Here is a 24366-nt window from a genome sequence, read left to right as displayed (position 1 = left end):
GTGAAATATGAAAATCTATAAATATAATTTAAGTGAACTAAATCTTTTTAAAAATTACAGTTCAATTGAGCTAAAAACAATCTTGAGTATATTTTCAATATTGGCTTTTAGACAAAAAAATCTTTCTGCCCCTCATAAATTAATTCTTAATTCTCAATTCTTAAACACTAACGGAAGTAACGTTTTTATATCATTAAAAACATCAAGTTTTGAAATATCAAAACATAAATTTAGTAGTGATAAACCAGGAGGTAGACAACAAAAAGAAGTTATTCAAACGCTTGAAAGTATTAGTTCAAAGCATGGGACTCTAAAAATAAGTTTTTGTAACACGAACGAAATTCGCGTATTAATTGATCCGATTTTAACAGATACTCAGGTTTTTAAATTCATTTACTCAAATATTGATTTTATTTACAAATTCAATAACTACTTTACCTTTAACAAAGGTACTTCAAGAGTGAGTGAGCTTTTTTTTAGATCGTTTATTTTCATTTTATCTCAAAACACAACCTTTGAGATAACAAAAAATCTACTGTTTGAAATTATAGCTCCAAAACATTTCTCTAAAAGTAGAATAAATTTAATAGATGAACAGTTGGAAGAAGTTGTTGATTTTTTAAAAAAAATAAAAGTTATTAAATCTTTTAAAAAGGAACACAAACCTCTGTTTCTTGGAGGGGATCATTTTAAGTTCATTATCAATGAACCTTAAAGTAATTGCACGATTAGACTTAATAATCGTGCTTTTTATAAATATCAATTATGGCAAAATGGAAACTTCAACACAGTAAAAGCAAACCTGCTTGGAATATTGTAGGCACGCAATTGGGTGGTAGATATAAAATCGCACAATTTTCATACTTAATTAGTCAAGACTTTTCTGAAGAATGGAATAATAAAGAAATGGATGAGCAAAGGCAAAACGCTTTGAAATGTATTCACGCCGAAGATATGTTTGAAATCCTTGACACATTAGAAAATGACGATAATTCAATACCGAATTTTTTATGGTCTAAAATTCAAAACGTCTTAAAAAGAATTAAAGATGAACCTTAAAGTAATAGGCACAGGAAGCCAAGGTAACGCATACCTTCTCTACAACAAAGAGGAGGTATTGCTTATTGAATGTGGTGTTGTTATCAAAAAGATAAAAGAAGCTTTAAATTACGACTTTTCAAAGGTTGTAGGCTGTTTGATTTCTCACGAACATGGCGATCATAATAAAGCGATAAAAGATGTTCTTTCTGCCGGGATTAAAGTTTACGCAAGTCATGGAACGTTAGAAGCATCCGGAGTAGCAGAACATCACAACACTCACCCTATTCAATCAAAAAAAATATATCAAATCGGAAACTTTAAAATTATTCCATTTGATATACGGCACGATGCAAATGAACCTTTAGGTTTTTTAATACAGCATCCCGAGTGTGGTGTAACATTATTTTTGACGGATAGCTTTTATTCGCCTTACAAATTCAACGGTTTAAACAACTTGATAATTGAAGCTAATTTTTGTGAGGACATCATCGACCAAAAATTAAAGTTTGATAGAAAGTTTTTAAGAGATCGTATTTTAAAATCACACCTATCTATTCAGAAGTGTATCGATCTGCTTAATGTGAATGATTTAACGGCAGTTAACAACATTGTTTTAATCCATTTATCTGATTCCAACTCTAACGAAATAGAGTTCCAAAAGAATGTCCTAGAAGCAACCGGAAAGAATACCATTGTTGCGTATAACGGACTTGATATTCTATTTAATAAAAATCCTTTTTAGAATGAGTATCACATCAAAAGAAAATATTCAAAAAGAACTCGGGGAAATACAAAATTTCCTTGAGATTACTCTCAGCGAGGATATAAATGAAGCTGTTGTTCGCGGTAACGATTTAGCAGTTTATATGGCTCGTTCTGGAAAGCTTTTAGCTGATGCTAAAATTCATAAGGATGAAGCGCTTAAAAGCGAAACAATGGCACGAATAAAAGAGCTTTTGAGTTTGCCAGCAAGTACTTCAAATAAATTCATCGAAACATTAACCAAAGATGAAAATCATCTTGTTACATGGGCTGATAGAATTAACGCAGCATGTTCGCGCCAATTAGAATGGTGTAGGACTGTAATTTCAAAAGGTAAGGCAGAATATCAAGCCTTACATTCATATCAAGGATAGTAAATTATTTATTATGTTAGTAATCAATCATCATGAAAACCTACCTGAAAACCAAAAACATTTCGACCAAAACAAACGACATTTTTCTGCGCAGTGTAGTATCGTTTTACAAGCTTTGCAACGCGGTGAACGACTTACTACTATTACGGCCTTAATGAAATACAAAATAGGCGATTTAAGGCGAAGAATCAAAGACCTTAAAGATTATCACAACGTTGATATTCAATCTTCTTTTGTTCCAGGAACACGATTCAAAGAGTATTTTTTAAACAACTAATCACAAACTTTTTTACATGAAAGATCCTGCATTTTTACTTTATTCAAAAGATTTTCAATCCGGTACTCAGGATATGAGTTGTGAAGAGGTTGGAGCTTACTTAAGGCTTTTATTGTATCAACATCAAAATGAAAAAATACCGAATGAAAAAGAAAGATTGATGCGAATAACGGGTATTTTTTTAGAATCAAAATTTGATGCAATTTGGGAAATGGTTGGTAAAAAATTCAACCAAACGGACAACCATTTGGTTAACCAAAGGCTTAACCGAGAGGTCAACGAAAGAGCAACCGGCAAACCTAAAAAAATAGCTTCGGCAACTTTTGCCGGGCTTATTTCTAAGTCAAATTTAAACTTAAAACAAACGCAAAAAATCAAAAAAAGTTTCCAAATTTCTGATTTTATATATGAAAATGGAATTTTAATTAATGATGAAAACCTAATAAAATCAAGCGTTAGAGAGTGGTTTAATAAAATGGTTAACCAAATGGTTAACAATTTAGCAGATGCAAATGCAGATGCAAATGCAAATGCAAATATAAATGTAGATAAAGATAAAGGGGGTGTGGGGGAAAAAGAAAACAAAAAATTCATTCCGCCATGTTTAGATGATGTTGTTGATTTTTTTAAAGAAAATGATTTTCCTGAAAATTACGCCCAGCATGTTTTTAAATACTACAACGATGCAAATTGGAAAGATTCTTCCGGCAAGCAGGTTTTGTCTTGGAAACAAAAAATGCGCGCCGTATGGTTTAAAGATGATAAAAAAATAAGTCAAAATGGAAAATCAACATTCTCAACAAACCGATAATCTAATTGGCAAAGGAATTGGCAGGCATAAATATGCCGAGCTAAAATCAAAAGATCCTAAAATTCTCACAGAATTTGAAAAAAGGCAAATAGAAATTTATGAACATCGTAACAACCGTGGAAAAGAAGCCAATGCTTATATTCATGATTATTTCGAAAAAATAAGCAAACCAAAACCGGTACGAGAAATAAAAATCGAAGCTAACCAACTTTTTTCGGCTTTTAAAAATCAATTCGAAATTGAACAAAATAAAAAATTTGTTTTAAACGAAATTACACGTGAAAATATAGCGCCATTTCTCTACTATTTTTCAAATGATAAAAAATTCTTTAGCTGTAAAAATCTCACAAATTTATCAAAACCATCTTTTGAAAAGGGGCTTTTAGTTATCGGAGATTTTGGAAACGGAAAAACAACTGTTTTTAAAACTTTTGAAAGTTTATTTAAAAAATTACCAAGCCATATTTTTACCGGATACACCGCAAATTACGTTGTTTCTGAATTTGAAAAATGTTCTGATGAAGAATTAAGAAAAGACTTTGAACGCAGAATGTTCAAAGGGCGTAGGTATTTTGATGACTTAAAAACAGAGCGTATCGCATCAAATTACGGCAAAGTAAATATCTTCAAAGAAATACTCGAAGAACGTTACAATAGGGAATCAAAAACTTACATCTCATGTAATTACAAAGATCAATTCCCTAACGACATCAACGAAGCTTTGAAAGAGTTTGGAGAAAAATACGGTGGACGTGTTTACGATCGATTATTTGAAATGTTCAACATCATTGAATTTAAAGGAAAATCATTTAGAGTATGAAAGCAATCACAATAAAACAACCATGGGCTTATCTTATAGCATCAGGCGTCAAAGACATCGAAAACCGTACTTGGAAAACTCACTTTCGAGGAAGAGTTTATATTCACGTATCGGCAAAAAAGGCTAATTTTTGGTTAACAGAGCAAGCGTCTATTGTTCATGATGAATTAGTAAAAATCAGCCTTGATGATTATAAAAAAACTACAGGTTTATTCTCCGCTATCATCGGAGAAGTTGATATTGTTGATTGTGTGATAAATCATCCGAGTATTTGGGCTGAAAAAGGGTTTAATTATGCTTCATATGATGGAACGCAATACAAAGAAGTTTACAATTGGGTACTTGCAAATCCAATTCTATACGAAAAACCAATCCTAAACGTTAAAGGGAAGTTGAGTTTTTGGGATTTTGACCCTTCAATTTTGAATAATGTCTAAAAAAGAACTCTGGCTACAAGAAAACCTTGTTGAAATCAGGAATAAAAACCTACAAACACCCATAAAATTAGATCAAGCAACAACGATTATGAATATTGAAAAATATTTGAATTGTTTAGAAAAATCACTACTACATACTTCCAATAAAAAACTAGAAAGGCTTTTTGTGGATAAAATTGAAGCATTATTGAAACTATAATTTTTGAACAATGGCGGATAATTCAGAATTCAAACACACAAGGCATCAAATTGAAAGAAAAGAAGCCTTAAAAGCTCAAGAAATTGCTAGAAAGCAAACAGCCGAAAAAATTAAAGCAGGCGCAAAATATGTTTCTGGCCCGATTAGAAGCATGATTTTAAAAAAATAATTTTTAACCTAAATTTTTATATCACATGATTAATTTATTTAATACCCAAATCGAAAGTTTATCAATCCACCGTGTGGGAAATAAAAGCCGTAACGAAGCGGTTTTTTTATCTGAAAATAATTTCAGATTAAACGATGAAGTTACACCGCTTTTAAAAGAATATTTCTTCAAACCTTTTCGTGAAAAAGAAGAAAATTACTACCAATTTGCACACGATGTTGATTTAGATTATAACGATGTTTATCAATTCGCAAATGAGATTTTCTCTAATCCGAATAAAGCGCACGATGTTTCAAAAAAGATTACAAAGCATCTTTACGAACAATCAAACCATCCGCATATTAAAAACGGTGAGGTTTATGTCTGCTACCTTACAAACGTTACCATTGATAACAATGTTGTTGATGCAATAGGAATATTCAAAAGTGAAATAAAAGCAGATTTCATTCAGTTTCAAGAAAAGGAAAGTAACCTAGAAATGGAATTGAAGCAGGGAATAAATTTGTCAAAATTGGATAAAGGCTGCATTATTTTCAACTACAAAAAAGAAGAAGGCTATAAAATCTTAACAATAGATAGCAATCGTTATGATGCGCGTTACTGGATGGAACATTTTTTATCGGTTGATACTTTTCAAGATGAAAAATTCAACACTAAAAAATACTTGAAGTTTGTTCAGGATTTTGCAAAAGACGTGGTATTACCTGCCGAAGATAAAAAAGAAGAAGTGATGTTTATGAACCGATCAGTAAACTACTTCGCTAAAAATGACGAGTTTGAAGAGGAAAATTTTATAAATGAAGTAATTGAAAATCCTGACTTACAAGCTGAATTTAAAAGCTATAAAACAGACCGTGCCGAGAAGTACTCAATCGAAGATTTAAGCACATTTCCGATTGATAATGGAGCTGTTTCGGAAGCTAGAAAAAAGATTAAAAATGTTATTAATCTTGATACGAACGTAACTATCAAACTTGATTTTATCAATCCTGAATCTACCGAAAAGTTCATTGAAAAAGGTTGGGACCAAGAAAAGCAGATGTACTATTATCTTGTTTATTTTAATAAAGAACAAAAATCGTAGAGTTATGGATTACATAGTATCAGTTAAATCAACAATTCAAGTAAGCAATGAATCCTGGGAAAGAGTTCTAATTGTTGGAACATTTCACAAAGAGAATTCAATTGAAGATATATTTAATTGGGCTGAATCAAAGAAAGGCGATTTGTCAACAATTAAAATTCACAAGAATGAACAAAATAGATAAAGTAGCAGCGGTATTATTTACCGCTTTTTTAGTGTTTAATTTTTTAAGGATACTATTATGAAAGGAACAGATCATTTTAAAACCGCCATTCAAAACCACTTGAATGGTTTAGCTGCAAAAGATGAATTATTTGCCGATAGTTTGAAAAAAGATAATAAAAATATAGATGACTGCATCACTTACATCTTAAACCAAGTAAAAGCATCAGGTTGTAACGGCTTTGCAGATGAAGAAATATATCAAATGGCAGTTCATTACTATGATGAAGATGATATTGCTATCGGAAAGCCATTAAACGGAACTGTTGTTGTTAATCATACAGCTACTAATAAGTCAAAGGTAAATATAGAAAAACCTAAAAAAGTAGCGAAGCCTACTAAAAAACAGAAAGTTGTTGAAATGGACACATCAAAACAGGTATCACTTTTTGATTTTGAAGGTGTATGAAACCAAGAACAAAAGCCCAAGTTGAAGTCTTTAATTTAAGTAAAATTGTACTCGATGTAGAAGATAAAATTAAAGACTGGGCTTTCAAAGAGTGCAACGAACATATTGGAATAGCAACTAAAAAATACTTTTGGTGTATTGATTGCGGAAACGAACATTCTATAGACATGGTTGAAAACAATAAAGTAACCTGCCCTGCCTGCAATACTGAATTAAATATTACAAAATCATTGAAAAGAACGTTCGAACAAAGTTACTACGTTGCTTTTGCGGAAGTTTTAGGCGATTATCAAGTTGTTAGATTGTTTGAAATAATTTCATATCACAAAAAATATACAAAAGCTATTTTTAGCATACGAGAAAACGTAATGCAATTTATTCCTCCAGATCATTCGAAAATTCAGTATATCGGAAGAATGTGCAACACTGGCGCTGGTAATCCAAGATATGGAGCTTTAGAGAACAGAAAACCGTCTTACTACAAGGAACAATGCTACAATCCGTATCCTTTCAAATACTATCCTGGATCACAATTCAAAGACGAATATTCTAAATACGGAATAAACCACGAACTACAAGGATTAACGTTTTTAGGAGCATCAAAAGTACTTAAATACAACAATAAAGCAGAAACGTTATTAAAGGCAAAACAATTTAGCTTATTTGCTCATACAAATTATCATCCAAACCTCATCGCTACATATTGGGCATCAATAAAAATAGCTATGCGAAATAATTATGTTGTAGCAGATGCAAGTTTGTGGCTTGATTACCTTGATTTACTTTCGTATTTCTTAAAAGATCTGAGAAGTCCGAAATATCTATTTCCAATTGACTTAAATAAAGCGCATGATAGGTTAGTCGAAAAGAAAAAGAAAATTGATAAAGAAAAAGAGTTAAAAGAGCGTTTAAAACAAATTAAACAAGAACAAAAGAATTACTCTCAAAAAATTCAAGACTTTGTTGGATTGGAATTTTCAAAAGGAAAATTATCGGTAAAAGTTTTAGAAACTATTCAGGATTTTATTGATGAAGCTGATACGCACAAACATTGCGTTTATACTAATAAGTATTATTCAAAAGATGATTCTTTAATATTTTCTGCTACTTATAACGGTAAAAAAGTAGAAACGGTTGAACTTTCACTTTCAAAATTAAAAATTATTCAATCTAGAGGATTTGGAAATGAAGCTACCAAGTATCATAAATCAATTATATCTCTAGTTAACGAAAATTTAGATTTGATTTCACAACGAAAAAATAAACTACAAAATACTGCTTAAAAAATGCGCAAAAACAGATTTGACACCATAGGCTACTTATTTGTAGCCTTTATTTTTTTACTAACAATTTTAATGATGTATTTATGGTAAAATCAACACAAGACAAAATAGTACACGCTATTCTTTCATCACAATTAGCGTTAAACAACAATGAAGATTTAAAAAATTCATTGCCAAATGTATTTTCAAAAACTTTAAAATCACGAACAAACAACTATTTAGAAGAACTTATCAAACGCGAAAAAGATTTTGACTTACTTTTTGATAAAGAAGAAGATTCTTTAAAACAAGTTTATAATGTTCTTGAGAAATTCACAAGTGTAATATCAAAAATCCCAATTTGGGAAATGGAAAATTTCACACAAGTAGTAAAAGCTTATTTTAAAGACCGAAGTAGTATTGAGGGAATTGTAAAAAAGATAAATAGATGAAAGAGAATATTATAAGTGTAGTCAATAGACTATACGGTATTGATGGAAATGATATTTTTAATCATACACGAAAAAAAGAAATTGTTCAAATAAGGTATCTTATATTTTACTTTTTAAGAGAAAATAGAAAATGGACATTTAGAAAAATAGGTGAATTTTTCAATTTAGACCACGCTACTGTAATTTATGGCGCAAATTCTTTTAAAAACGGTTTGGAAATCTATAAAAAAGACAGAATTAACTTCCTAAAATTCCAGAATTTTATGGAAAACAAAGGGCCTTTAGATAAGTATTTGCTTGCTGAATTCATTAATGACAATGAAAAGTATTTAAGCAACGATTTAAAAGAATATTTAAAAGTTAGGTTGTAAAATTAGTAGCTAACGTTACGTTTCGGGGCATATACGCTGCCCCGAAATTGCAAAACATAAGTTGAACAGCGTATCGTCCGCAGAGGTAGCGTATATGCCTTGTTAGCGGTTCGGTGCGGTAAATGAAAACAAAATGACAGTCAAAGAATTGAAAGAAAAAATCGCAAACCTACCTGATAGTATGGATGTGTTTGTTGCTGAACGAAAAACAGAGTTTACATACGGACTTGTAAACAGTGCCTTTGTGAAGATGATAAACTTTATGGAAGAGCCAGATGGTGAAGTTTTAGCACAGGATAATGTTCTTGTTTTGGACGAGGAATAGCACTTGTAGGTAACGGGGCGGCGGCTTTACGAAGTTCTTTTTCCGAGCTTGCTCGGGGAAAGGATTTTGCAAAACCGCATGATGTGCGAAGTTCGCGAAGCGACAAGCGCATCGTGCGGTGCAGGCGCCGCCCCGATGTAGCGAAAGGAGCGTAAGCGGATTTCGCTACATCGTTATCGCATAACAGTAGTTTAGGAAAAGTAAGCCTAATCTATCGTAGTTAAAAACCAAGATTACAAGTACAAAAACAATTATAAATCTAGTCTATTGCCTAAATTACTGTTATGCAGTGTTAGCAAATCGGCTTTTTAAAACTTAAAAAAATGGAAAGAGTATTATTATTTATCGACTTTGAAATTGAAAGCTGTGAAAACAGAATTGACGAAGAAAAAAACGAAATTACTAGGCTAGGATTAAAAGAAAGAATGAAAGCTTTTAAAGAGGTAAAACATAGATTAGAAAGTGAATTAGACCACGACAATGGGATGCCTCAATTAAGAGCGTTTGGCTCAATTCCTTTGAATGGCATTGCTAGGTAAGCTGTTTGCTAACGGTTTGGCTATGCGTTCGGCTGACGATAGGAAGCCTGGAGTATAGCCGTTGTTATGCACTGATGCGGATTATTAATCTTAAAACTTTAATAGAATGAAGATACTAATAGCTTGTGAGGAAAGCCAAGCAACAACAATTGAACTTAGAAAACTTGGATTTGAGGCTTATAGTTGCGACTTACAGGATTGTAGTGGTGGACACCCTGAATGGCACATAAAAGACGATGTTTTGAATGTGCTAAATGAAGGCTGGGATATGATGATAGCTCACCCGACTTGCACGTACTTAACTAACAGCGGTGTTTGCTGGCTTTACAATAAAGACGGAAGCCGAAATGAGGAAAGGTGGCAAAACCTTAAAGATGCTGCTGAATTTTTTAAGAAGTTGCTTGATGCACCAATTCCTTTAATTGCGATTGAAAACCCAATACCTCATAAATATGCGGTTGAATTGATTGGTAGAAAATATGACCAATTGGTGCAACCCTATCATTTCGGACATACAGAAAGCAAAGCAACTTGTTTTTGGTTAAAAGGGCTACCTAAGTTGATAGCCACGAATGACGTAAAAGAGCAATGGAAGCAACTCCCAAAAAATGAAGCTCAAAGATTACACTATTTGCCACCTGGTCCAGAACGTGCAAAACTACGTTCAAAGACTTTTCAAGGTGTGGCACAAGCTATGGCGAAACAATGGGGAAACTTCCTTATGGAACACAAACGTAGCATTTGTGCATAACGTGTCGCAGCTAAAAAATCGGGCGGATTAAAGCCCACAAACTTTGAATTATGAACGAACAATTGCAAATACCCTTAGACCAATCGAAAAGCGATAACCCCGCCTGTTTTTTAGGTGATGTTAGAGCAAGTGCCCTAATTAGTGATTGCGGAAAATATCGTTATTCTTTGACCCGCATTTGGGATTCAGAAAAGCCGAAAGTGTTGTTTATAATGCTGAACCCATCAACCGCAGATGGTGAGCAAGACGACCCAACAATTAGAAGATGTATTGGATTTGCGAAGGCGTGGGGATATGGAGGATTATATGTCTGCAACTTATTTGCTTATAGAGCTACAGACCCGAAAGAATTATTGAAAGCGGATAACCCATTTGGCGATAAAAATATATGGTGTACCAAGAAATTAGCTGACAGGGTTGATAAAGTGATTTGTGCGTGGGGCAATCGGCCAATCCTGAAAAAAGTATTGAAGGGTCAAAGCGAAATGGATTTGGTTCGTTTTGCGGAGGGCAAGCTATACGCTATTGACTTTGCGAAAGACGGAACGCCCAAACATCCACTATACTTGAAATCGGAGCTTGTACCCCGTGCGTTGTCGGGGCATTTGCTCTAACACCGATATACACGCAATAAAAGTAATACTTATAACTTATGAAGCCTTTAAAGTACAGCGAAGTATTTGTTTTAAAAATAAGCAAAACACAAAAACAAACGCTTCAAAAAATTAAACAACGTGGTTTTGTGGTGCAAAAGTTTGTTCGTGAAGCAATAAAAGAAAAAATCAATCGAGATCATGCAGATTTACAACCAAAACCAACAATTGAAGACTGTCCTTTTTAATAATATTTTAATAACCCAAAATATGAAAAATAAAATTTCCATTGGCATAGATCCAGATTGTGATAAGTCTGGATTTTCTTTGATTAATGGCGAGCATTACGAACTGCAAACATTAACCTTTTTCGATATATTCAAGCGGTTTAAAGAACTTATCCTACTTCATGGCACCGAATGTATCACCGTTTACATTGAATGCGGATTTTTAAATAAATCAAATTGGCATAAAATAGTAAATCAATCGGCTAATGTAAATGCAAAAATAGGAGAAAGAACAGGCGCTAATTTTGAAGTTGCTAAAAAACTATGCGAAATGTGCGAATATTTAGGATTGAAATATATCCAAGTTAGACCAACACGGAGAAAATTAGATGCATCCACTTTTAAATCAATTACTAAAATAAATCAGCGCACAAACCAAGAAATGAGGGATTCGTTTATGTTGATTTTTGGGAGGTAAGTTATTAATGAATATTTAAAATAAGAATTATGAAAGCAACTATCAAAGTAGAAAAAGAGTTTGACTTAAAAACATTAGAAGTTTTTGCAAAAGTAAGATATTGGGAAGATTCATCTGTAAACGAAGAAGACGATACAGAGAATGGAGATTTAATTCCTTGTAAGGTTGATGATAATTGGTGCCCCATTATTGATATTGATACTGGAATTATTACCAATTGGGAAAAAGGAAAAACAGCAGAAATTCATTACAAAGTTTGCGATTGTTGTGCTTGGGGAATAAAAGATATCGAAGGTAATCTTGTTTTAAAATCTGAAGGTGATTATGTTCCAGGTACACTTTCCCCTAAAGAGCCTGGTTATGGTGATTATATCATAATGGATATAAGTGAAGATGGTACAATTCAAGATTGGCATTTCTATATCGAAGATTTTATCAAAGAAGACGAATATTAATGCAAACTAAACGCCAATCACTAATCGAAACGGTTACATCTACATTGATAGGTTTAGCCGTTTCATTTTTAACTCAAATTATCGTTTTCCCAATATATAATTTAGAGGTTAATTTTAATCAAAATTTACAAATCACAGCTATTTTTACCGTTGTATCTATTTTTCGTGGGTACTGCGTAAGAAGGCTGTTTAATAAGAAGAAAGTATGAAAGCAAATGAATTAAGAATAGGAAACTATGTAAACATAGATGGTTATTTTATAAATGTAGATTCTATAACCAATGTTGGAATTTGGTATATAGGAAAAGATTTAAAATTGTCATCTGAATTTATGAGCAACATTAAACCAATCGAACTAACAGAAGAAATTTTGTTGAAGTGTAGGTTTAAATACAGACCATGTGGAATACAAGGCGCTGATATGTGGCAAGGTTTAGCCTATTGGGATTATAAAGAATTACATTTAAGAGGGGATAAAAATATTAAATACCCTTTAAAGGTACAAGGTTTTATTAATTCTGAAATTAAATATCTACACCAACTTCAAAACCTTTACTTCGCATTAAAGGGTGAAGAATTACAAATTAATTTATAAATTTATGACTAGATTTTTAATTGATAATGGCAGAATTTTGTTTTAAATGCTCCAAAAAGCTCGGTTTAGATTTTGATGGATTTTACGAGGGTGAAACTTGCGAAAGCTGTGGCATCGTAAAGTCTAAAAACATTAATATTTTCAAAAGATTTTTAAATTTTATGTATTATATGCTAATTAAGCGATAATTTAAAATATCGTTTGACTGACCGATAAAAAAGCTACTCAATCACGAGTGGTTTTCTTCTTCTTTTGCCAATAAATAACCCAAATGCACTAATGTTTTTGCACCGTATTTAATTCTGATTTTCCGCACTTCTTTTTCAATGGAACTTAATCCATTAGGCTCAATGTTATTTTTCTTCAATTCTTCGGATATTTCTTTTTGCGTTAATCCGATTTTTAGCAGCATGATAACGTAGCTATGGAAGTCGTTTGGCTTCATAGAGTTTTTAAATTTTTAGGCAAATTATCAGTTCTACGACCCAACGCATTTATCGCTTTTTCAAACATCAGATTTAAATCTGTTTTACCTTCCTGGTCTTCAAAAAAGAAATTTACATTTATCACTTTTGCAATCTTCAAAAAAGTATCTAAAGTAGGTTTATATTTTAGCGCAAAAAAACGGTTTACATTTGATTGTAATAACCCCGTATTATCAGCTATTTCCTGCTGTGTAATTCCTTTGCTTTCTGCGATTTCTTTAAGAAGTAAAACGAGCAATTTCCACTGCTCGTTATTATTATTATTGTATTCCATATCCTATTAAATTGTTAAGACCTTCTTTGTATTCTTCTTTAAAATCTCTTAATACTCTTTGTTTTTTAAGTTCTGAAAGATCTTCAAAATTCTTGCACCACGCTCTTAAGTTAGTATCATGTGTTATGTATCTATCGCCGAAAGCAGCCTTTTGTTGATCATTTAAATTGTTCCAATCTTTTATTAGAGATTCTTGATTATTGTTTGTTTGTAAATTTTTCATAATTAATTAGTTTTTGTGTTCGTAATATTCTGCTTCTGCCATTCTTTTTTGAAAATTCTTGTAATCCGCATCTATTACTGCTTGGCTTGATTTTGCAATTTTTTTAAAAACTTTTGCTTTTGGCATTTCTTCAATTTCTACAACTTCTACAGTTGATTTCGCGAACATCTTTAATTTACCTTTATTATCTTCTGTAATAAAGAAATCACCTCTTTCGCCTGTTACTTTGTAAGTTGTGTTGTTGCTGATAATTGCTTTCATAATAATCTTGCCGTATTATCGAGTTGCCGCCTCTTTTTAAAGTTTGCTGTGTAAATCACTTCCTTAACTCTTATACAAAGATACAACTATATTTTAAATTATATCATATATGATATAATTATTTTTGTTTTTTTTCAAAATTTAACATTTGCAACGGTTTTACTGGGTTTATAAAACAAAAAAAAGCGACACATTTCTGCATCGCTAATAGATAGTTTCTCCTTTCTTTTGCAATGTGCAAATAATGCACATTAGTTAAACTAATCCAAATCTTTTTAAAACAAAATAACCCAACCCACCAATTACACAACCACCTACAATCCACAGCCAAAACGGCTCTCTACCTTTTGAGGATTGTTTTTGTTGTAAATCGGTTTTTGTTTCTGTTTGCGCATTCTCTTTGCGTTCTGTTTGCGTGTTTTCTTCGGTTGCAGCAACTTTATTGCTTTTGTTATCCGTTTGTTCGGTTTTTGCAATATCGTTTGTCTGTGATGATTTTTGACTAACCTGCGGATTTTTAAAAGTCCATTTGTTGCCGTTTTTATCTTCAAACGTTGCTTCATCAGATTTTATTTGCATCCACGCTTCAAAGAATGATTTATCGGCAGTTGTTTCCGTTTTGGAAATAACTTGGTTTTCTTCAACCGTTTCTTTTTTTGCAACGGTTGAATTATCAATCACAGAAACGTTTTCGGTCTGCGTTTCTTTAAAATCGGTTGTGCTTTTTTTGGTTTTGCACGACCATGTTGCTATTATCAGCAAAATGGTTATAAGTAGATGTATTTTTTTCATTTTATAAATGTTTATATTCTGTTTTCGCATCAAAAGACGGACAATCTTTCGCAACGTTTGGGAAATCTCTATGACCTTGAATAATAGCATTTGGATATTTAGCTTTTAAACCACAAATAATTTGCAAAAGTGTTCTTTTCTGCGCTTCGGTTCGGTTATCAATTGCTTTTCCTTTATCGTCTATTCCCCCAATGTAGCTAACGTGTATTGATTGGCTGTTATAGCCTTTTACGCCGTTGCAAATTGTTTCATCGAGCGCCAATCGTTCATGATCTCCGTTAGGTTTTACAATAATATGGTAGCCAGGTTGTTTCCAACCCAAATTTCTTTTCCAATAATTTCGGATTGATTCTACAGTGGTGTTTGGCTTTGTTGCCGTGCAGTGTACGGCTATGTATTTAATTGTTCTCATAATCCTCTATTATTAAATTTTTCTAAATCGTTAATCATTTTTTGTAACTCTCTTTTTTCTAAGCGTTGGCGCTTTAAGTCCCTTTCACGCTGACGTATTGTTTTTAATTCAATTAGCAGTTGTTGTTTTCTTTCGTCTAATTTTTCAGAAACATTTAATTGAAATTCAACACTTGTTTTTAATACAGTAAGTGCTAGTGTGTCTTTTTCAAATTGCGTTAAATCTTCATTTGTTTTGTCGTATTTTTCAGATGTAATTTGCTGATATGGTTTGATTCCTAAAAACAGAAATGGAACCACAAAAAGTATCTTTCTCATTTTAAAACCTCCTTTCTTTTTTGAATCTCTTCTTCTAACTTTTCAATTTCTTTCGATTTTTTGATATTAGTATTTGAAATATTTTCTTGAACCTTTTGCATATAATCGTAAGTGAATTCGAGATATTCGCGCTGCTCTGCTTTCAATTCATTTCGGACTTCTTCTTTTAGCACAATCATTTTATTTTGAACATCGTTCAATGTTTTTTTGAGCTCTTTATTTTCGTTTTGCAGACTTGTAACCGTTAAACGAAGATTCTCTACAAAGCCGTACCACATGCCAAAACCAGCAATTAAAAAGCCGATAGCACCGCTGCCAAATCTTGTTTTGCTGTATGATTGCAAAAACAGAAGTGTTTTTTTGAATATGTTTAATTTTTCTTCCACTATGTATTTTTTTAAGGCACTTGCACCCATTTCGTTATTTGTTCTGCCCAAATCCATCTGCTGCCTGTTGAACTGCCAAAAGAACTCGTACCGCACATAGAGAGCAATTCACCGCCTACGTTGTATTCATATCCACACGTCGTAAAACAAACTTCGTCACCATCATATTTACCATTTACTAAATCGAATGTATAAGGACCGCCGCCTGCGGTACATCGCACAATCGTCATTGCTAACTGATTATCAATTGCATGTCCTCCCGGAGTGAAATCCAAAACTTCAACACCCGGATTTGGCAAACCTGCGCCTGCTGGTCCTTGTGGCCCTTGCGGACCTTGTGCACCGGTAGCACCTTGAATACCTTGCGGACCTTGTGCGCCTGTCGCTCCTGTATCGCCCTTATCACCTTTATCACCTTTGTCGCCTTTTACTCCTTGAATACCCTGCGGACCAGTTGCGCCCGTATCGCCTTTTAAATCTACGTAAGTACCCCAAGTACCGTTTGGGTTTTCAAAACGTAGTTGCGTGCCACTCCAGCTGTGTGCTGGTTTATCGCCTTTATCGCCGGTATCACCCTTTGGACCCGGGGTAAGTGATATATTCTGAATTTCTTGGTCAACGTATGTTATATCGGCTTTTAGATCTAACTGCCCCAAATTAACTGCATGACCACTTAACGTACCGTTTGGAACAACCGGACTGTGCGTAAAAGTCTTGGTGTCTTGGATTGTTTCAACTCCCGTTTTGCCGACAAACAAACCTAAAGCTTGTGCTTGGGTGTAGGTTTGGGAAAGTAACACATAATTAGCAGGATCGAAGTTACTTGTGTGCCAAAATTCTACGAAATTTTCATTTATATTAGAACGTCTAAAAAACCTATTACCCGACAAAGAAGTCCAATCTTGTAGAACATAGTTAGTACCGGCGGTAGAAAAATACTGCTGAATTAAAAATCCACCACCACTTATTGGTTTATTCGAAGATGTAGACCTTGTGTAAGATAGATATGTTCCTAATGGCGGTGCGTTTAAGTCAATAACGTGATTAGGTAATACACTGTTAGCTACCGCACCTTTTGCTACAAAATTATCCTTTAAACTTTGAGTTGCATCATACGCTTGTTTCCATTGTGAGCTATTACCATGAGAAACTGTGTTTATTTGCTGGTTAAACGTTTTTACACCCTCAAAAGTCTGCGCCCCAGTCGTAACAACCCCAGAAAACGATGCACTCGCAGGTGTTAATTGTAAGGTTAAATCGGATAACCCAACACGTTTAAACGTGTAAACAGTACCTGCTGTTGTGCCGTTTGTGGTTATAATTTGGTCTAGGTAGTTGTTGACTAGCGTTGGTTTGTTTTTAATAAAATCAAATTTTGTAGGATCGGTTTGGTTCCAATCGGCCACAGATTCATTTGGGTTTAAGTGCCAATTAGTACCAACAGACCCTTCTTGTAGCTGAAAATTAGCAAAGTGTATACCCTCGACGGTATCATAAATATGAGGAATATCATAAGTTGCAATAGATTTCGATATAAACGTATGATATATTCTCGTTGGCGTATTAGTAACCAAATGATTAGTAATGTTGTAACTCCCTAAATAATAACTAGCGATTCTTATAGCTTGTGAAATCCCAACAGACGGATCTAAAAATACATCCATTGACCACGTGTAGGTTTTGTTAGGAAATATAGGTGTAGACTGAATTCTAAACGATGTGACGCTAGTTGTTTTTCTTAGCCATTGTTTGCCATCAATTAATGTAGGAGTGAGTCCATTTGAAGCATAATCGGTGCTATAAAAGAAACTTGGAGAATAGTTATTGGAATGCCCTCCAGGATTAGCTAAATTTCTACCACCTATATTTTCTTTAATCTCATCTAACCCCAACCAAGATTGCATACCTGATTTGTTCGTCTGAAAAATCCCGCCGTTTGTTTCAACGAAAACATTGTCGAACGTACTGCCTACATTAAAGTCCGTAAATGTGTAAGTTCCTAAACCTCCTGAACGGTGGTTTGGCCAGTATGTTTGTACTGGTATGTTGGTACCGTCTATTTTGGCTAAACCGTCTTCTATTTGTTCTATTTCTATTTTTTGCGACATAATCTACCCCATATAAACTACCTCTACCTGTTTGCCTACTTTAATAGGCGTTGGTAAAAGCGATTGGTTAATAGTCATTTGATTCCCTGCTCCGTTAATGTTGATTGCTGGTGCTGGCACTTTTACGCCATTATAAAAAGCCATTATTAACGAGGTGGTTTTTCTTACTGCCGTTAAGTTTAGCGTTACGTTTCCACCCGAGATATTACCGGCAACAACAATAAACATATCATTACGTTGTGTGCCCATAAAGGTTGTAACATCGGCCAACGATGCAAAGCTTTTACCATTCAACCAATCATTCAACACTTTATCGCTCCATAGTTTTGCAGTTGTATCGGTTCCAGCATTTAACGTTGCCAATGTACCTGCGGTATAGGTTGTATTAGTATCCGTCCACGTTGCCGTACGTGTTGAACCATTGTTTAACGTAACCGTAATAGTTTTGGTTCCAGAACCGGTAACGACTATGCTAGCAACACCTGTTGGGTCGGTTTCTGCGGTTAAGAAAATAGATGTATCTATAAAACCTGCCAAAACATCCCATGCCGTTCCGTTCCATGCTACGTTTGAGCCAGCTGGGTAATTTTGCCCACCTACTGTGAAAGCATTTACAATATTGTAGGTATGCCCGGTTTGGTTTCCAGTTGTTGGTAAATTCGCATAATTGGTTACCTGCCCTTTATAAACCATTGCCGCCGCTAAACGAGCGTTTAAATAATCTACTAATACTTTATCTGAAATTACCTTGTTTTCGGTGCTGGTTCCTGCTGCTAATGATGCTGCCGATATAGCATTGTAAACGGTATTCATATCAGAAAATGTACCCGTTACCGTATTACCATCGTTCAAGGTAATTGTCAACGTTTTGGTTGTTGTACCCGAAAAAGCAATTGAAGCAACGCCTTTTGGATCAGCTTCGGTTTTCAAAAATCCTTGACTGTTTACATAACTTTCAGTTGCAACATTAGCTGGTAATGTTGATTGCGGATTTTTAGGATCGGTATTATCGATATAGTTTCCGGTAATACTATTTACTAAATTACCGTCTATTTGCTCTTGATCTATTTTTTGCGTGCTCATTAGTATCTGTATCTAAATGTTAATTTCATACCTGCCAAAATCTCATAACCTATATTTGATTTGGCTATTATTACTTGATGATCTTGTACGATATAATCATCGTCGTTTACATATAGTCCGTTTATATGTAAATCGTAAAACTCATTAAGCAAAGGCGTTGCTTGCAATTCTAAAGTAATGGTCGCTTGCTCTATATCGGTTGGGGTGAGCGTGTGCACGAATATTTGTTTTTGTTTGGGGGCTTCTGTAAAACTTGAAATTGGAATGATTGATAATGGTTCACCCACAAAATCTAACAACTCAAGTGCATTTGTTTCTTGGTTTACTGCTAATGAAACTTTGTTTCCGTCTAAATAAGATTGGTCTAAAGTCGCCAAAATGTTACCTTCCGAATCTTTAATTTGGAGTATAGAAGAACCTAAAGGATTAGATAATTCTAGATTTTTAAGGTTTTCAAATTCTTCAGATGTTACCTCAGTTGCTTTATAAATTTTTTTACCGGTAGAAGTTCCATCGCTCACCGCTATATATAAATCAGCTTCTTCATTAGGTACGAAGTCTGATAGCTCATGTATTTTCTTTGAATTTTGAGCAATTGAATTTAAGCGGTTAGTTAACTGCGTTAATTTTTCTAAAACCAAGTTAAGAGTACGATCCATAAAAAAAGAGATTTAATCTAATTTCATTAAATCTCTTTTCTCATTAAAACATTTGGTAATTAAGTTATTGACATTGACTATAACCCAATATATCCATCAATTGTATTTTCAATTAAACCAGGGACATTGATAGTTACATCTGTAATTATTTGACTGTTATTAGAATTGCTATTGAATACAAAACCGTTTTTAATCATTGAAGCTGTCAACTTGTATAAATTCGTTGAACCAAGGTTTTCTTTTTGAAATTCAGCATTTTTCGTATATCCTACACCATCTATAAAAACAGAATCCATTGATAAGGCTAATTTTACTTTTCGATACATTTCTAAAGGCAGTGGAATAAATTCAAAATCTGTAATTTCGTAAACGTCTGATTTTAGTAATTCGGTGTTGGTATCTGTTTTGTAACTTTCGTTGGAATCACTATCAACCGCTTTAATCGTATTATATGGAATTCGTAGTAAATGTTGTATTCCAGATGAATAAATGACATTTGTGTTTGTTGAATTAAAATAACGTATTTCTAAATACTTTTCTAAACTTTCAACTACACTAATAGTTTCAGATTTCCAAATATGAGTACCAAAATTAGGGTCTTGGTTTCTAATTTCAATCATTATTTCTTTACCTAAATAATGCTGCATATCTATGGTAAACTCGTAAACCTCGTAATCTTGAATATTATAAACACAAGACACAATAACATCTTGCGTATTAGGCGATGATGTGCCATTGAAAATTAGAACCTCAGCGTTTACATTTTCATCATATCCTATTGAATCAACTGCGTAAAAAGTGCCATTTATATCAATTACATTGCCTAAAACTGCCCAAATTGGCAAACTTCCATTTAAGTTGTAAGTATCGAAAACAGCATTGGTATCATAGTCTAATATTTGGCCGGTTTCAAAATAGATACCAAATTGCGTTGGGCTTATTTGATACTTTTTTACTTGATTGTATTTTGCTTTTAAACCGATGTTGTTGGTTAATTTGCTTACGAATACGAAATCATTATTATCATCGGTTTTATTGAATAAACTAACATTTACATCATTATAATTTGATCTAAACTGTGTAGTTATTATATCTGTGTTTAAAAATTCTTGAATATAACCGTAATTCAATTTAGCAGCAGACTTGCAGAAAGTTCTATTTTCGTCTGTTTCGTATGCACCTGATGGTTCAACAAATCTTATGGAATTTTCTTTTGATATAAAAACAACCGGCTCACCAAAGTTTTCACCTAAGATTGAAAAAGGAATAATTTTAGAACATCCTAAATTATCTTTTACATACAGAGAATATTCACCTTCTAATAAACCTGCAAAAGTGTTGCTTGTTTGCCAATTTTCATTATCCAATGAAAATTCATAAATCAGCATATCAGTGTAAGGATGGATTACAGTAGCTGTTGAACTGTTATCTCCTTTATTAACCACAACTTTTATACTATCATTTACCGTTTCAATTAGTGGCGGTGTGGTTATGTTTCTACTTATTTGAGTGCCTATGTAATCGGTTAATCTTAAATTTAATGCAAAACCTCTGTACCATTCAAATTCGTAAACCGGACCATTTATAGGTATCCATGCTCCGTGATTGATACTTGCTTGAGCTATTGGCTGATTTGCAGTAACTTTTACCATAACTTTACTGCAAGGTGAATTTTCCGCGGTATAAAATTCAACGGAACTAATATTAAACCCAGAAACAGGAATTAATTGAGGGTTTAAATCTAATGGAAGTCCTATCGGTATTTTGATACTATCAACAAATTCCCAACCAGGTAATTTTGATTTCATAGAAACCAACGAACCATCAAATGATATATTGAATTCATTACCATAATCAGCTTTGAATGCATTGTTTAAATTTTGAATAGTTTGTTGTTTTGTTTGCCCTAGTTCAATTTGATAACGACCAGTTCTTTGATTTGTGAAAGTACCTATCACATTGTAATTAGCGCCTATATTGTCTTTTAAGTAAATAGCAAAATTATTCTCTAAAGAAACATTTTCCGATAAACTAATGCCTATTTCTAAAAAATTATCTTCCATTATTTTTGATATTGTAACAGTTTAAAATTTCCAGCTCCATTTGGTTTTAATGCCAATAAATAACCTTTTTCTATCTCTCCATTCTCATTGATAAATTCCACAAGGCCATAGCAATTTCTAATTTCCTTGCCAAGGATATTGCTTCTACCCTCAACCATTTTCATTATCTCATCATTACAGATGTGTTCAAATTCAATAATTCGCGGATAATACCTAGGTTTTTCAAGTTTTACATTCTCTATCTCCCCATTTTCGGCATATAAAGTAACCAAACTGCTATTTCCTTTTGAGCTTGAATATTTTATTTTTTCAAAACTATATTTTGTCAATCCTGCTGAAATGTTCCATCCGTGCCTTAACATGGAATTAAAAGGCGTGATGCGTAAATTAAATGCTGTTTCAGGCGAAAATACACCTGTTGGCATTTGGTTAAAATCATCATTCCATAAACGCGGTATATAGCTTTCAAGGGTTTTGGTCGCTCCCCTAAATGGCCATGTTGGAAATGTTACTGTTTTCGGCTCATCTTTACAATCTATGAAGAAAATATCTTGATCGTAACTGGTATCTTCGGTAGGATAGTCAAAATATGGTTTTCGTCTTGCAAACTCCATTCCGTAAGTATCTGCCCGATACTTTGAAAGCTTGGTGTATTTATTTTCCACGCGGTGAATGCAAGTTGTATAGGAATTGCGAATGTTGTATTCATCCAATCCCATGGCCTCTTCATACTCCCCTCCTTTTTCAAAACCAATTTCAATACTTTTGTAAAAACTAGTTGGATCTGTTGAACGTTTTATTTTGGTGATTTTGTTTGGTAGTTTTATAGTTGTGTTTCTATTGTAGAAATATTTTAAATCCTCTATAACTACATACTCCCTTGCTCCTATTTTTTCAATACCTACGCCAATATTTGCCACAGCCATTAAAGACTGTGTAAAATCTCTGAAATTTGTAGTTAATGGTTTGAATTTACGATCTTCTTCTGGAAGACTTGCATCAACATCTCTACTAAATCCACGAATCCAAAAACCATGTGTTATCAGAAGATTTTTCCATTTTCCTGATTGAAGAATCTCTGATTTTACAGCGTTTTTCCTGCCAGTTATAATTTCAACAAGTCTATTTGCTAATTCAAAAGGTTTTACGGCCTTACATGCCGTTTTTTTAAATTCAGAATCTTCTTGGATTTTGATAGTGCCTGATTTTAATGTGTAAAACAAATTACGTTTATATGTTCTACCCCAACCACCCAATATATCAGATTTGAAATCTGAATATATCATCACCTCTAAACCTAGACTTTCACCTTGATTTAGTGTGATATCGAACGTTTGCTCATCAATAAATACATTTCCAGAGTATATTGGATCCTTTCCAGAAAAATCAAACCTCCAAATATCATTAACGTTTCCAGTTCTGTCGAAATTAGAACCATTTGCATACACTACCAAAGAAATAGAAGCATAACCGTTATCTACTTCCCATGATTGGTTTGTGAAGAGCAAAACTTTTAAATCGCTAACTTTTACTTTAAACTTTCTAGTTCTATCAATGTTTGATAAAAGCATCATTGTTGATTGCCCAATGTGCTCATTCCCATCTGAACCGTCAAAAGTTGGGTTTGCTTGTTCGTGTGACTTTTTATCAATATCAAATGGTAAAGTATTAGATAAATATCTTTTTTCTCCGGCTGTACTCTTAATAAGCAATTCTTTTTGATACGTCATAGGCGCAGCTTTCCACGTTGACTCTAGAAATATCCTACGTCCATTCAATTCAACGTTTACGGTTTTTAGCGTATCAATCACTTTGCCATCTATCGTGTCTTTTCGGTCTATTTCTACATCTTCACCCTCTCTGTTTTTTAAAATAGATTCTAAACCACCTGAATTGAATTTTAAACTTAATTGATTGTTTTCGGTTTCTTCGGTAGACAAATCTAAATAACCTGTGTAAGCTGTTTCCCAAACATCTGTTTGGTCATTCTTGCTTTCTTTTGTTAACCTAATTTCGGCATTAATACCATCTGTTTCAGACACTAATTCGATAAAGTCTTTGCTTAATTTTGTAAATCTCAGCGCATTTGAAAGGGTCGTGAAAATACCATGCTCTTCTTTGTTTCTGCCAAATTCTTTTTCATCTTCATCCCAACCAATTGGCTCTGGTATTTGAATAGTACCAAAACTTTTACTACTTAGAAAGTAGCGGACACGGTCTGAATATTCTGTAAATATGTTAGTTGCCATAATTAAATTAGATGAATATCTAATTTAAAAGATGTGAAAATTAAATGGGTAGAATTTGTAAAGGAGTTATTGACAACGAAATATTTTTTTATTATTTGTAATTTATATTAAACTATTTTCTAATTTTGTAATAATATTTTGTTCAATATTTATATAATACAATTATGAAATTTATCAGTATTATAACAACAAGTTTTCTATCAGTATTTTCAGCTATTTCCCCTATTCTTGACTGGATTTTTAAAGATAAATCATTAAAAGAAATTAGTCTTGATAACAGGATATCTGAAGTAGAGAATGAATACAAGAAAGCCTTAAGCGATATTAGAGACGGAAATGTAAATCGTGTTAAAATAAACTTAAAAAATGGTGATACTTTAGTTTTAAAATCTCTTAAGTAA

Annotated in this window: 39 protein-coding genes; 26 read left to right on the top strand and 13 right to left on the bottom strand. The window is 33.2% G+C overall.

Annotated features, from left to right (window positions below):
- The first annotated feature begins 7 nt into the window (after positions 1 to 7).
- The 25 genes from MG290_RS01875 (at position 8) to MG290_RS01760 (ending at position 12653) form a co-directional block, all read left to right on the top strand.
- The gene (locus MG290_RS01875) at positions 8 to 715 is read left to right on the top strand and encodes a hypothetical protein (RefSeq protein WP_264562230.1); all 708 of its coding nucleotides are present in this window, start codon (positions 8 to 10) and stop codon (positions 713 to 715) included.
- A gap of 50 nt (positions 716 to 765) precedes the next feature.
- Entirely contained in the window at positions 766 to 1059 is a 294-nt protein-coding gene (locus MG290_RS01870; RefSeq protein WP_264562229.1) for a hypothetical protein, read from the top strand.
- Entirely contained in the window at positions 1049 to 1783 is a 735-nt protein-coding gene (locus MG290_RS01865) for an MBL fold metallo-hydrolase (protein ID WP_264562228.1), read from the top strand. Before MG290_RS01870 ends, MG290_RS01865 begins: the two co-directional genes overlap by 11 nt.
- A 1-nt stretch (position 1784) precedes the next feature.
- A complete protein-coding gene (locus MG290_RS01860) occupies positions 1785 to 2177 on the top strand; it encodes a hypothetical protein (RefSeq protein WP_264562227.1) in 393 nt (130 codons plus the stop codon).
- Between the two features lie 13 nt (positions 2178 to 2190).
- Positions 2191 to 2454, top strand: a complete 264-nt coding sequence (locus tag MG290_RS01855) for a helix-turn-helix domain-containing protein (protein ID WP_264562226.1) — start codon at positions 2191 to 2193, stop codon at positions 2452 to 2454.
- Positions 2455 to 2470: 16 nt separating this feature from the next.
- Positions 2471 to 3265 carry a YdaU family protein gene (locus MG290_RS01850; RefSeq protein WP_264562225.1) on the top strand — a complete coding sequence of 265 codons (795 nt, stop codon included), beginning with the start codon at positions 2471 to 2473 and terminating at the stop codon, positions 3263 to 3265.
- Complete coding sequence (locus MG290_RS01845; RefSeq protein WP_264562224.1) at positions 3234 to 4085, top strand: hypothetical protein; 852 nt, start codon at positions 3234 to 3236, stop codon at positions 4083 to 4085. The genes MG290_RS01850 and MG290_RS01845 overlap by 32 nt, the downstream gene beginning before the upstream one ends.
- The gene (locus tag MG290_RS01840; protein ID WP_264562223.1) at positions 4082 to 4522 is read left to right on the top strand and encodes an ASCH domain-containing protein; all 441 of its coding nucleotides are present in this window, start codon (positions 4082 to 4084) and stop codon (positions 4520 to 4522) included. The genes MG290_RS01845 and MG290_RS01840 overlap by 4 nt, the downstream gene beginning before the upstream one ends.
- The gene (locus tag MG290_RS01835) at positions 4515 to 4721 is read left to right on the top strand and encodes a hypothetical protein (RefSeq protein WP_264562222.1); all 207 of its coding nucleotides are present in this window, start codon (positions 4515 to 4517) and stop codon (positions 4719 to 4721) included. The genes MG290_RS01840 and MG290_RS01835 overlap by 8 nt, the downstream gene beginning before the upstream one ends.
- A 10-nt stretch (positions 4722 to 4731) precedes the next feature.
- Positions 4732 to 4890, top strand: coding sequence for a hypothetical protein (locus MG290_RS01830; RefSeq protein ID WP_264562221.1), 159 nt, complete (start codon positions 4732 to 4734; stop codon positions 4888 to 4890).
- A 25-nt stretch (positions 4891 to 4915) separates the two neighbouring features.
- Positions 4916 to 5974, top strand: coding sequence for a nucleoid-associated protein (locus MG290_RS01825; RefSeq protein WP_264562220.1), 1059 nt, complete (start codon positions 4916 to 4918; stop codon positions 5972 to 5974).
- A 4-nt stretch (positions 5975 to 5978) separates the two neighbouring features.
- On the top strand, positions 5979 to 6158 hold the full coding sequence (locus MG290_RS01820) for a hypothetical protein (RefSeq protein ID WP_264562219.1): 180 nt from the start codon (positions 5979 to 5981) through the stop codon (positions 6156 to 6158).
- Between the two features lie 57 nt (positions 6159 to 6215).
- Positions 6216 to 6605 (top strand): PcfK-like family protein, encoded by a 390-nt coding sequence (locus MG290_RS01815; RefSeq protein ID WP_264562218.1) that lies wholly within the window; start codon positions 6216 to 6218, stop codon positions 6603 to 6605.
- Entirely contained in the window at positions 6602 to 7888 is a 1287-nt protein-coding gene (locus MG290_RS01810; protein WP_264562217.1) for a PcfJ domain-containing protein, read from the top strand. Before MG290_RS01815 ends, MG290_RS01810 begins: the two co-directional genes overlap by 4 nt.
- Positions 7889 to 7971: 83 nt before the next feature.
- Positions 7972 to 8319, top strand: coding sequence for a hypothetical protein (locus tag MG290_RS01805; protein WP_264562216.1), 348 nt, complete (start codon positions 7972 to 7974; stop codon positions 8317 to 8319).
- Positions 8316 to 8690: a helix-turn-helix domain-containing protein gene (locus MG290_RS01800; RefSeq protein ID WP_264562215.1), complete on the top strand. Its 375-nt coding sequence runs from the start codon at positions 8316 to 8318 to the stop codon at positions 8688 to 8690. The genes MG290_RS01805 and MG290_RS01800 overlap by 4 nt, the downstream gene beginning before the upstream one ends.
- 133 nt (positions 8691 to 8823) lie before the next feature.
- Entirely contained in the window at positions 8824 to 9015 is a 192-nt protein-coding gene (locus tag MG290_RS01795; RefSeq protein WP_264562214.1) for a hypothetical protein, read from the top strand.
- Between the two features lie 323 nt (positions 9016 to 9338).
- The gene (locus tag MG290_RS01790) at positions 9339 to 9554 is read left to right on the top strand and encodes a hypothetical protein (protein WP_264562213.1); all 216 of its coding nucleotides are present in this window, start codon (positions 9339 to 9341) and stop codon (positions 9552 to 9554) included.
- 106 nt (positions 9555 to 9660) lie between these two features.
- Positions 9661 to 10305, top strand: coding sequence for a hypothetical protein (locus MG290_RS01785; RefSeq protein ID WP_264562212.1), 645 nt, complete (start codon positions 9661 to 9663; stop codon positions 10303 to 10305).
- Between the two features lie 50 nt (positions 10306 to 10355).
- Positions 10356 to 10919, top strand: a complete 564-nt coding sequence (locus MG290_RS01780) for a DUF1643 domain-containing protein (protein ID WP_264562211.1) — start codon at positions 10356 to 10358, stop codon at positions 10917 to 10919.
- A 38-nt stretch (positions 10920 to 10957) separates the two neighbouring features.
- Positions 10958 to 11146, top strand: a complete 189-nt coding sequence (locus MG290_RS01775) for a hypothetical protein (RefSeq protein WP_264562210.1) — start codon at positions 10958 to 10960, stop codon at positions 11144 to 11146.
- 22 nt (positions 11147 to 11168) lie between these two features.
- Positions 11169 to 11603, top strand: a complete 435-nt coding sequence (locus MG290_RS01770) for a hypothetical protein (protein WP_264562209.1) — start codon at positions 11169 to 11171, stop codon at positions 11601 to 11603.
- A gap of 29 nt (positions 11604 to 11632) precedes the next feature.
- Positions 11633 to 12058, top strand: coding sequence for a hypothetical protein (locus MG290_RS01765; RefSeq protein ID WP_264562208.1), 426 nt, complete (start codon positions 11633 to 11635; stop codon positions 12056 to 12058).
- On the top strand, positions 12058 to 12267 hold the full coding sequence (locus MG290_RS14845; protein ID WP_442900781.1) for a DUF7220 family protein: 210 nt from the start codon (positions 12058 to 12060) through the stop codon (positions 12265 to 12267). Before MG290_RS01765 ends, MG290_RS14845 begins: the two co-directional genes overlap by 1 nt.
- Positions 12264 to 12653: a hypothetical protein gene (locus tag MG290_RS01760; RefSeq protein ID WP_264562207.1), complete on the top strand. Its 390-nt coding sequence runs from the start codon at positions 12264 to 12266 to the stop codon at positions 12651 to 12653. The genes MG290_RS14845 and MG290_RS01760 overlap by 4 nt, the downstream gene beginning before the upstream one ends.
- 229 nt (positions 12654 to 12882) lie before the next feature.
- On the opposite strand, the gene MG290_RS01755 is transcribed toward MG290_RS01760, so the two are convergent.
- The 13 genes from MG290_RS01755 to MG290_RS01695 all read right to left on the bottom strand — a co-directional run bounded on the left by MG290_RS01755 (position 12883) and on the right by MG290_RS01695 (position 23965).
- A complete protein-coding gene (locus tag MG290_RS01755) occupies positions 12883 to 13098 on the bottom strand; it encodes a helix-turn-helix transcriptional regulator (RefSeq protein ID WP_264562206.1) in 216 nt (71 codons plus the stop codon).
- The gene (locus MG290_RS01750; protein WP_264562205.1) at positions 13095 to 13412 is read right to left on the bottom strand and encodes a helix-turn-helix domain-containing protein; all 318 of its coding nucleotides are present in this window, start codon (positions 13410 to 13412) and stop codon (positions 13095 to 13097) included. Before MG290_RS01750 ends, MG290_RS01755 begins: the two co-directional genes overlap by 4 nt.
- Complete coding sequence (locus tag MG290_RS01745; protein ID WP_264562204.1) at positions 13399 to 13635, bottom strand: hypothetical protein; 237 nt, start codon at positions 13633 to 13635, stop codon at positions 13399 to 13401. The genes MG290_RS01750 and MG290_RS01745 overlap by 14 nt, the downstream gene beginning before the upstream one ends.
- 6 nt (positions 13636 to 13641) lie before the next feature.
- Positions 13642 to 13896, bottom strand: a complete 255-nt coding sequence (locus MG290_RS01740) for a hypothetical protein (RefSeq protein ID WP_264562203.1) — start codon at positions 13894 to 13896, stop codon at positions 13642 to 13644.
- A 255-nt stretch (positions 13897 to 14151) separates the two neighbouring features.
- A complete protein-coding gene (locus tag MG290_RS01735) occupies positions 14152 to 14688 on the bottom strand; it encodes a hypothetical protein (protein ID WP_264562202.1) in 537 nt (178 codons plus the stop codon).
- A gap of 1 nt (position 14689) precedes the next feature.
- The gene (locus MG290_RS01730; RefSeq protein WP_264562201.1) at positions 14690 to 15100 is read right to left on the bottom strand and encodes an N-acetylmuramoyl-L-alanine amidase; all 411 of its coding nucleotides are present in this window, start codon (positions 15098 to 15100) and stop codon (positions 14690 to 14692) included.
- On the bottom strand, positions 15097 to 15417 hold the full coding sequence (locus tag MG290_RS01725) for a hypothetical protein (RefSeq protein WP_264562200.1): 321 nt from the start codon (positions 15415 to 15417) through the stop codon (positions 15097 to 15099). Before MG290_RS01725 ends, MG290_RS01730 begins: the two co-directional genes overlap by 4 nt.
- Positions 15414 to 15860 carry a hypothetical protein gene (locus MG290_RS01720; RefSeq protein ID WP_264562199.1) on the bottom strand — a complete coding sequence of 149 codons (447 nt, stop codon included), beginning with the start codon at positions 15858 to 15860 and terminating at the stop codon, positions 15414 to 15416. The genes MG290_RS01725 and MG290_RS01720 overlap by 4 nt, the downstream gene beginning before the upstream one ends.
- Entirely contained in the window at positions 15815 to 17911 is a 2097-nt protein-coding gene (locus MG290_RS01715; RefSeq protein ID WP_264562198.1) for a collagen-like protein, read from the bottom strand. The genes MG290_RS01720 and MG290_RS01715 overlap by 46 nt, the downstream gene beginning before the upstream one ends.
- Before the next feature lie 3 nt (positions 17912 to 17914).
- Positions 17915 to 18994: a hypothetical protein gene (locus tag MG290_RS01710; RefSeq protein ID WP_264562197.1), complete on the bottom strand. Its 1080-nt coding sequence runs from the start codon at positions 18992 to 18994 to the stop codon at positions 17915 to 17917.
- Positions 18994 to 19653: a hypothetical protein gene (locus MG290_RS01705; RefSeq protein ID WP_264562196.1), complete on the bottom strand. Its 660-nt coding sequence runs from the start codon at positions 19651 to 19653 to the stop codon at positions 18994 to 18996. Before MG290_RS01705 ends, MG290_RS01710 begins: the two co-directional genes overlap by 1 nt.
- A gap of 77 nt (positions 19654 to 19730) precedes the next feature.
- Positions 19731 to 21716 carry a hypothetical protein gene (locus MG290_RS01700; RefSeq protein WP_264562195.1) on the bottom strand — a complete coding sequence of 662 codons (1986 nt, stop codon included), beginning with the start codon at positions 21714 to 21716 and terminating at the stop codon, positions 19731 to 19733.
- On the bottom strand, positions 21716 to 23965 hold the full coding sequence (locus tag MG290_RS01695) for a hypothetical protein (protein ID WP_264562194.1): 2250 nt from the start codon (positions 23963 to 23965) through the stop codon (positions 21716 to 21718). Before MG290_RS01695 ends, MG290_RS01700 begins: the two co-directional genes overlap by 1 nt.
- A gap of 164 nt (positions 23966 to 24129) precedes the next feature.
- Between MG290_RS01695 and MG290_RS01690 the strand changes: the two genes are divergently transcribed.
- Positions 24130 to 24366: a hypothetical protein gene (locus MG290_RS01690; RefSeq protein ID WP_264562193.1), complete on the top strand. Its 237-nt coding sequence runs from the start codon at positions 24130 to 24132 to the stop codon at positions 24364 to 24366.

It is taken from the genome of Flavobacterium sp. CBA20B-1 (genome assembly GCF_028473145.1).
Taxonomy (GTDB): Bacteria; Bacteroidota; Bacteroidia; order Flavobacteriales; family Flavobacteriaceae; genus Flavobacterium.
This window is presented reverse-complemented; position numbering and strand designations above follow the sequence as displayed.

Bases quoted from the DNA above. Each gene is read 5' to 3' on its own strand.
- MG290_RS01875 (WP_264562230.1), top strand. From the start codon at position 8: ATGAAAATCTATAAATATAATTTAAGTGAACTAAATCTTTTTAAAAAT.
- MG290_RS01870 (WP_264562229.1), top strand. From the start codon at position 766: ATGGCAAAATGGAAACTTCAACACAGTAAAAGCAAACCTGCTTGGAAT.
- MG290_RS01865 (WP_264562228.1), top strand. From the start codon at position 1,049: ATGAACCTTAAAGTAATAGGCACAGGAAGCCAAGGTAACGCATACCTT.
- MG290_RS01860 (WP_264562227.1), top strand. From the start codon at position 1,785: ATGAGTATCACATCAAAAGAAAATATTCAAAAAGAACTCGGGGAAATA.
- MG290_RS01855 (WP_264562226.1), top strand. From the start codon at position 2,191: ATGTTAGTAATCAATCATCATGAAAACCTACCTGAAAACCAAAAACAT.
- MG290_RS01850 (WP_264562225.1), top strand. From the start codon at position 2,471: ATGAAAGATCCTGCATTTTTACTTTATTCAAAAGATTTTCAATCCGGT.
- MG290_RS01845 (WP_264562224.1), top strand. From the start codon at position 3,234: ATGGAAAATCAACATTCTCAACAAACCGATAATCTAATTGGCAAAGGA.
- MG290_RS01840 (WP_264562223.1), top strand. From the start codon at position 4,082: ATGAAAGCAATCACAATAAAACAACCATGGGCTTATCTTATAGCATCA.
- MG290_RS01835 (WP_264562222.1), top strand. From the start codon at position 4,515: ATGTCTAAAAAAGAACTCTGGCTACAAGAAAACCTTGTTGAAATCAGG.
- MG290_RS01830 (WP_264562221.1), top strand. From the start codon at position 4,732: ATGGCGGATAATTCAGAATTCAAACACACAAGGCATCAAATTGAAAGA.
- MG290_RS01825 (WP_264562220.1), top strand. From the start codon at position 4,916: ATGATTAATTTATTTAATACCCAAATCGAAAGTTTATCAATCCACCGT.
- MG290_RS01820 (WP_264562219.1), top strand. From the start codon at position 5,979: ATGGATTACATAGTATCAGTTAAATCAACAATTCAAGTAAGCAATGAA.
- MG290_RS01815 (WP_264562218.1), top strand. From the start codon at position 6,216: ATGAAAGGAACAGATCATTTTAAAACCGCCATTCAAAACCACTTGAAT.
- MG290_RS01810 (WP_264562217.1), top strand. From the start codon at position 6,602: ATGAAACCAAGAACAAAAGCCCAAGTTGAAGTCTTTAATTTAAGTAAA.
- MG290_RS01805 (WP_264562216.1), top strand. From the start codon at position 7,972: ATGGTAAAATCAACACAAGACAAAATAGTACACGCTATTCTTTCATCA.
- MG290_RS01800 (WP_264562215.1), top strand. From the start codon at position 8,316: ATGAAAGAGAATATTATAAGTGTAGTCAATAGACTATACGGTATTGAT.
- MG290_RS01795 (WP_264562214.1), top strand. From the start codon at position 8,824: ATGACAGTCAAAGAATTGAAAGAAAAAATCGCAAACCTACCTGATAGT.
- MG290_RS01790 (WP_264562213.1), top strand. From the start codon at position 9,339: ATGGAAAGAGTATTATTATTTATCGACTTTGAAATTGAAAGCTGTGAA.
- MG290_RS01785 (WP_264562212.1), top strand. From the start codon at position 9,661: ATGAAGATACTAATAGCTTGTGAGGAAAGCCAAGCAACAACAATTGAA.
- MG290_RS01780 (WP_264562211.1), top strand. From the start codon at position 10,356: ATGAACGAACAATTGCAAATACCCTTAGACCAATCGAAAAGCGATAAC.
- MG290_RS01775 (WP_264562210.1), top strand. From the start codon at position 10,958: ATGAAGCCTTTAAAGTACAGCGAAGTATTTGTTTTAAAAATAAGCAAA.
- MG290_RS01770 (WP_264562209.1), top strand. From the start codon at position 11,169: ATGAAAAATAAAATTTCCATTGGCATAGATCCAGATTGTGATAAGTCT.
- MG290_RS01765 (WP_264562208.1), top strand. From the start codon at position 11,633: ATGAAAGCAACTATCAAAGTAGAAAAAGAGTTTGACTTAAAAACATTA.
- MG290_RS14845 (WP_442900781.1), top strand. From the start codon at position 12,058: ATGCAAACTAAACGCCAATCACTAATCGAAACGGTTACATCTACATTG.
- MG290_RS01760 (WP_264562207.1), top strand. From the start codon at position 12,264: ATGAAAGCAAATGAATTAAGAATAGGAAACTATGTAAACATAGATGGT.
- MG290_RS01755 (WP_264562206.1), bottom strand. From the start codon at position 13,098: ATGAAGCCAAACGACTTCCATAGCTACGTTATCATGCTGCTAAAAATC.
- MG290_RS01750 (WP_264562205.1), bottom strand. From the start codon at position 13,412: ATGGAATACAATAATAATAATAACGAGCAGTGGAAATTGCTCGTTTTA.
- MG290_RS01745 (WP_264562204.1), bottom strand. From the start codon at position 13,635: ATGAAAAATTTACAAACAAACAATAATCAAGAATCTCTAATAAAAGAT.
- MG290_RS01740 (WP_264562203.1), bottom strand. From the start codon at position 13,896: ATGAAAGCAATTATCAGCAACAACACAACTTACAAAGTAACAGGCGAA.
- MG290_RS01735 (WP_264562202.1), bottom strand. From the start codon at position 14,688: ATGAAAAAAATACATCTACTTATAACCATTTTGCTGATAATAGCAACA.
- MG290_RS01730 (WP_264562201.1), bottom strand. From the start codon at position 15,100: ATGAGAACAATTAAATACATAGCCGTACACTGCACGGCAACAAAGCCA.
- MG290_RS01725 (WP_264562200.1), bottom strand. From the start codon at position 15,417: ATGAGAAAGATACTTTTTGTGGTTCCATTTCTGTTTTTAGGAATCAAA.
- MG290_RS01720 (WP_264562199.1), bottom strand. From the start codon at position 15,860: ATGGATTTGGGCAGAACAAATAACGAAATGGGTGCAAGTGCCTTAAAA.
- MG290_RS01715 (WP_264562198.1), bottom strand. From the start codon at position 17,911: ATGTCGCAAAAAATAGAAATAGAACAAATAGAAGACGGTTTAGCCAAA.
- MG290_RS01710 (WP_264562197.1), bottom strand. From the start codon at position 18,994: ATGAGCACGCAAAAAATAGATCAAGAGCAAATAGACGGTAATTTAGTA.
- MG290_RS01705 (WP_264562196.1), bottom strand. From the start codon at position 19,653: ATGGATCGTACTCTTAACTTGGTTTTAGAAAAATTAACGCAGTTAACT.
- MG290_RS01700 (WP_264562195.1), bottom strand. From the start codon at position 21,716: ATGGAAGATAATTTTTTAGAAATAGGCATTAGTTTATCGGAAAATGTT.
- MG290_RS01695 (WP_264562194.1), bottom strand. From the start codon at position 23,965: ATGGCAACTAACATATTTACAGAATATTCAGACCGTGTCCGCTACTTT.
- MG290_RS01690 (WP_264562193.1), top strand. From the start codon at position 24,130: ATGAAATTTATCAGTATTATAACAACAAGTTTTCTATCAGTATTTTCA.